We start from the raw sequence: 5,143 nt of genomic DNA, 5'->3' as shown, positions 1-5,143 counted from the left end.
GCCGAACACGTGGCGCGCGTCCGTTCCCTCGTGGACCGGCTGCGTGAGGGCCCACTCGGCAAGGTGGTGGCGGCGCGCAGCGTCATCCTCACAGCAGATTCCCCCATCTCGGCAGAAGCGTTGGCAGCCCGGATGATCCGGCTCGACCCTGGTGCCAACGGATTCGCCGTCGACCTCAGCCCCGCCGGTGAGGGATTCCGCGGCCACAGCCTCGTCGGTGCCAGCCCCGAAGTGCTGCTCAGTCGCCGCGGGCGCCGGGTGAGCTGCCGTCCGCTGGCCGGAACCGCCCCGCGCCGCGCCGACCCCTCAGCCGACGAGCGGGAGGGCCGCGGCCTGCTCGAGTCCGCCAAGAACCGCGCCGAGCACGCATTCGTGACGGCATGGATCACCGAGGTCCTCGCACCGCTGTGCACCGAACTCAGCGTGCCGGACTCCCCGGTCCTGACGAGCACGCACGAGGTGTGGCACCTCGCGACACCGATCGAGGGTGTGCTGCGTGATCCCGCGCAGAGCGCCCTGCGCCTCGCAACCCTCCTGCACCCGACCCCCGCCGTGTGCGGCACACCCACAGACCTCGCCCTCGACACCATCCGGGACGTCGAGGAGGAGCGTCGCTTCTACGGCGGCGCCGTCGGCTGGTGCGACGCCGCCGGCGACGGCGACTGGGTGGTGTCGATTCGGTGCGCCGAGATCACCGCGGATGGCCTCGAGGCCCTGGCAACGGCAGGCGGAGGCATCGTCGCCGATTCGGATCCACAGTCGGAGCTGGACGAGACGAGCACCAAGCTGCAGACCCTGCTGCGGGCGCTCGGGGTGCCGTCGTGACGAGGCGACCTGTGGAAATCCTGCGGCGAGGTCGGCACTTCACGCACCAATGGGCTGTTCCTCGGCCCGCGGGTGATACCTTGGCCCGAGCAATACGTACGCGGGAGTAGCCGCGCACGTCGAACTGCATGACGGTGGGAGAAGTGAGATGGCGAAGTTCCTGGTGCCTGGTGCAATCAGCGCTGTAGTCGGTGTCGCTCTCGGCGCCGTGGCCACGCTCGGCATCGTCACGGCGGCACAGGAGAACACCCGCCCCGAGATCGACCGCAGTGGCAATGCGGATTCCTCGCTCCTGAACCAGGTTGAGTACGGCAGCCGCTGAGAGCGTCGACTTCGCACGTTCACGCACTTCCGTCGACTCGGCAGCCATGTCGTCACTGGCGCCGTCGGCGGAGCCTCTGTCACTGGCGCCGTCGGCGGAGCCTCTGTCACGACGGTGGCTGTTCGGCGCCTCTGTCGTAGCGTTCGTTCTCTCCTTTCTCCAGACTCCCGGCCGGCTCGCGGCTGACACGAAGTACGACCTCACGGAGAATCCGCTCGGATTCCTGGCGCGGGCGTCGCATCAGTGGACCAGCCAGGGGCCCATGGGTCAGGTCCAGAACCAGGCCTACGGATATTTCTTCCCGCACGGCGCGTTCTTCGCGCTCGGCGACGTCCTCAACGTTCCGGCGTGGGTCACCCAGCGCATCTGGTGGGCTCTGCTGCTCATCGCCGGGTTCTGGGGAATCGTCCGGCTCGCCGAGGCCCTCGGGGTCGGCAGCCGGTCCTCCCGCATCATCGCCGGTGTCGCGTTCACGTTCTCGCCGCGCGTCCTCACCACGCTGGGATCGATCTCGTCGGAGACGCTCCCGATGATGCTGGCCCCCTGGGTCCTGCTGCCGGTGGTGCTTGCCCTGTCGCCGACGGCGAAGCCTCGGAGCCTCTCCCGGCTGGCGGCCCAGTCCGCGCTGGCCGTGGCGCTGATGGGGGCGGTCAACGCCGTCGCCACCGCCGCGGCCTGCCTGGTGGCCGGGCTGTGGTGGATCGCGCACCGCCCCAACAAGCGGTGGTGGACGTTCACCGCGTGGTGGTTCCCGTTCCTCGCCCTCGCCACCCTGTGGTGGATCGTGCCCCTGCTCCTGCTCGGCAAGGTGAGCCCGCCGTTCCTCGACTTCATCGAGTCGTCCGGTATCACCACCCAATGGACCTCACTGGCGGAGATCCTGCGCGGCACGGACAGTTGGACGCCGTTCGTCTCCCCCGAACGCATCGCCGGCGCAGTGCTGGTGACCCAGCCCGCCGCGGTGGTTGCGACGGGCCTGATCGCGGCCGCCGGGCTCGCCGGACTCTGTATGAGAGCGATGCCGGCACGGGGCCGGCTAGTGCTCGTCCTGTTCGTCGGCGTCACCGGTCTCGCCGCCGGTTACATCGGTGAGCTGGCGTCCCCGTTTGCCGAAGAGGTACGCCTGTTCCTCGACTCCGCCGGGGCGGCGCTACGCAACGTGCACAAACTCGAACCACTCGTCCGATTGCCGTTGGTACTCGGACTGGCCCATCTCCTCGCGCAGGTGCCGTTACCCGGATCGGTCCCGTTCGCCCGGTGGCGAGGTGCCCTCGCACATCCGGAACGGGAACGGATGGTCGCGGTCACCAGCCTGGTCCTCGTGGCGCTCACGCTCGCGACGTCACTGGCCTGGACCGGCAAGCTCGCACCGCGCGGCACCTACACGTCGGTGCCCGATTACTGGCAGCAGGCGGCATCGTGGCTCGAGGACAACGCCGGTGGTACCAGTCCGGACGGTTCCGACGCCGAACGGGCCCTCGTCGTTCCCGGAGCACCGTTCGGCAGCCAGGTGTGGGGTCTCACCCGCGACGAGCCGATCCAGGCGCTCGCCTCCACGCCCTGGGCGTCGCGCGACGCCGTGCCGCTCACCCCACCCGGCACGATCCGGGCGATGGACTCGATCCAGCGTCTGATCGCCGACGGCAGGCCTTCGGACGGAATGGCGCAGACCCTGCTCGGTCAGGGCATCTCCTATCTCGTCCTGCGAAACGATCTCGACCCCGGCACGTCCCGCTCCACCCGACCGTTGCTGGCGCATCAGGCGGTCACCGGCTCGCCCGGTTTCACCAAGGTGGCCGAGCTCGGCGAGGACATCGGCCCCGGCGACGTCGAGGGCATGGTCATCGACAGCGATCTACAGCCGCGGTACCCGGCGATCGAGATCTTCGAGATCTCGGCGCCGGACGGATCACCGGCCACGAGAGGTCCGTACACCGCACCGCTCAGCGACGTGCCGCTCGTGCAGGGCGGTCCCGAGTCGGTGCAACGACTACGCGAGAACGGCGCCCTGCCGGGGACGGGTCCGGTGCTGCTCGCCGCGGATGCGAGGCGCGCCGGCCTGCCCGTGGACGACGTGATCGTCACCGATACCCCCCGCAACCGGGAGACCGATTACGGACAGGTCGACAACCACAGTTCGGCGCTGCGCACCCCGGACGATGCACGACGCACGTTCAACCGGGTGCCCGACTATCCGGTTGCCGACACCCCGCTGGTGCAGGGCGAATGGGAGGGTGCACGGCTGAGCGTGTCCAGCGCGGCGTCCGACGCCACCCAACTGGGCGGGTCGTCTCCCGCCAGCAGCGCCGCTGCCACCGTCGACGACGACCCCGCGACAGGATGGTTCAGCAACGGGATCGAACGCGCTCTGGGTCAGTGGCTCCAGATCGACTTCTCCACCCCGCTCACGGCCGCGCTCCTGCACATCACCACCAGTCCGGCCGCGATCGGTGCCCCCGTCCGCTGGATGGAGGTCTCGACTCCCAACGGCAGCACAGCCGTGAAGGTGACCCAGCCGGGTGAGCCGATTTCGGTGTCGGTACCGGGTGGCAAGACGCCCTGGATCCGCATCACCGCCATCCGCACGGAGAATGGTTCTGCTGGAACACAATTCGGCATCAGCGAGGTCGCGGTCCAAGACTTCTCGCAACGGGACGCCCCGGTGACCGTACCCATCCGGTTCCGCACCGTCCTGCCGCCCACCGTCGAGAACGCCTCCGTGGCCGGCTGGGATCTCAGCCAGGAACTGCCCGGCCGGAACGCCTGTGTAGAAGCATCCGACCGCGTCCGCTGCAGCAACGCGATCGCACTACCGCCCGAAGAAGTCGGCGTCTTCCAGCGAACGTTGCAGGTGCCCCGACCCACGACCGTCGCACCGCAACTGACGTTGCGCGCCCGCAACGGCGCCGCGCTCGAACAGCTGCTGACCCGGCCGGACGCACCCGCCGCGAGCGGAACCAGCGACTTCGCCGATCTGCGCGGCGCCGCCTTCGCCGCAACCGACGGCGATCCCCGCACCAGTTGGACGGCGAAGCAGGAGACCGTCAGCGGCAAGGGTGCCAAGCCCACGATGACCGTCACACTGCCCGAGCCCACCCTTGTCACCGGCCTGGAACTGACACCCAGCCCGGGATCGCTGCCCGCCGCCCCCGAGACCGTCGCCGTCGATCTCGGCACCGGACCACAGGTGCGCGACGTGGACGGAGACGACCCCGTCGCGCTCGAGCCGCACGTCACCGACCGGATCGTCCTCAGCATCGTGTCGTGGAAGGACACCCTCGACCAGAACTCCCTGGGTCTCGCCCAACTCCAGCCCGCCGGCCTCGCCGAGGTCGGGGTACTGGGCGCCGACGGCGAATTGCTGCCGGGCTCGGGCATACTCGACAATCCCGGCGCCCGTGTCGTCACGGTGTCCTGCGAGGACGGCCCCGCGATCTCCCTCGGCGGTCAACTCGTCCGTACCAGCGTCTCGGCCACCGTCGGTCAACTGCTGTCCGGCGGCCCGGTTTCCGCGACCCTCTGCGACACCGGCGCACCCGTTCCGCTCGCCGCCGGCCGCCAGGATGTGACGGTCGAACCGGGCTCGGCGTTCTTCGTCGACAACCTGCAGCTGAACGCCGGACCCCGCGCCTCCCCTGTTCCCGTCGAAGATGCTCCCGTCGAAGGTCTCCCGACCACCGCCTGGACGGAGAACCACCGCGAACTGACCGTTCCCCGATCAGGTTCCGATCGCATGCTCGTCGTACCCGAGAGCACCAACATCGGCTGGGTCGCCACCACCTCCGACGGCCGCGAGCTGACTCGGGTTGTCGTCAACGGCTGGCAGCAGGGATGGATTCTGCCCGCCGGCACCGAAGGCACCGTGACCCTCGACTTCCCCACCGACCGCTGGTACCGGCTCGGGATCTTCGGCGGGCTCCTCCTCCTGGTTCCGCTGATCGCGGCGGCCCTGTGTCCGCGGCGACCGCGCGAGTGGAGTTCCGGTCCCGCTCCTCG

At 69.6% G+C, this 5,143-nt stretch carries 3 protein-coding genes; all 3 read left to right on the top strand.

Features of this window, described 5'->3' with window-relative positions:
- The coding region (locus WAW17_RS24155) for an isochorismate synthase (RefSeq protein ID WP_422335422.1) at positions 1-825 on the top strand (825 nt) is incomplete at its 5' end.
- Between the two features lie 148 nt (positions 826-973).
- Positions 974-1,147 carry a DUF2613 domain-containing protein gene (locus tag WAW17_RS24150; protein ID WP_422335421.1) on the top strand — a complete coding sequence of 58 codons (174 nt, stop codon included), beginning with the start codon at positions 974-976 and terminating at the stop codon, positions 1,145-1,147.
- A gap of 46 nt (positions 1,148-1,193) precedes the next feature.
- Positions 1,194-5,143 (top strand): alpha-(1->3)-arabinofuranosyltransferase (locus WAW17_RS24145; protein ID WP_422335420.1); only part of this gene is annotated, 3,950 nt, incomplete at its 3' end.

This window comes from Rhodococcus sp. (in: high G+C Gram-positive bacteria) (assembly GCF_049286785.1).
Lineage (GTDB): Bacteria > Actinomycetota > Actinomycetes > Mycobacteriales > Mycobacteriaceae > Rhodococcus_F.
The sequence above is the reverse complement of the archived record's forward strand: the minus strand, read 5'-3'. Positions and strand labels throughout refer to the sequence as shown.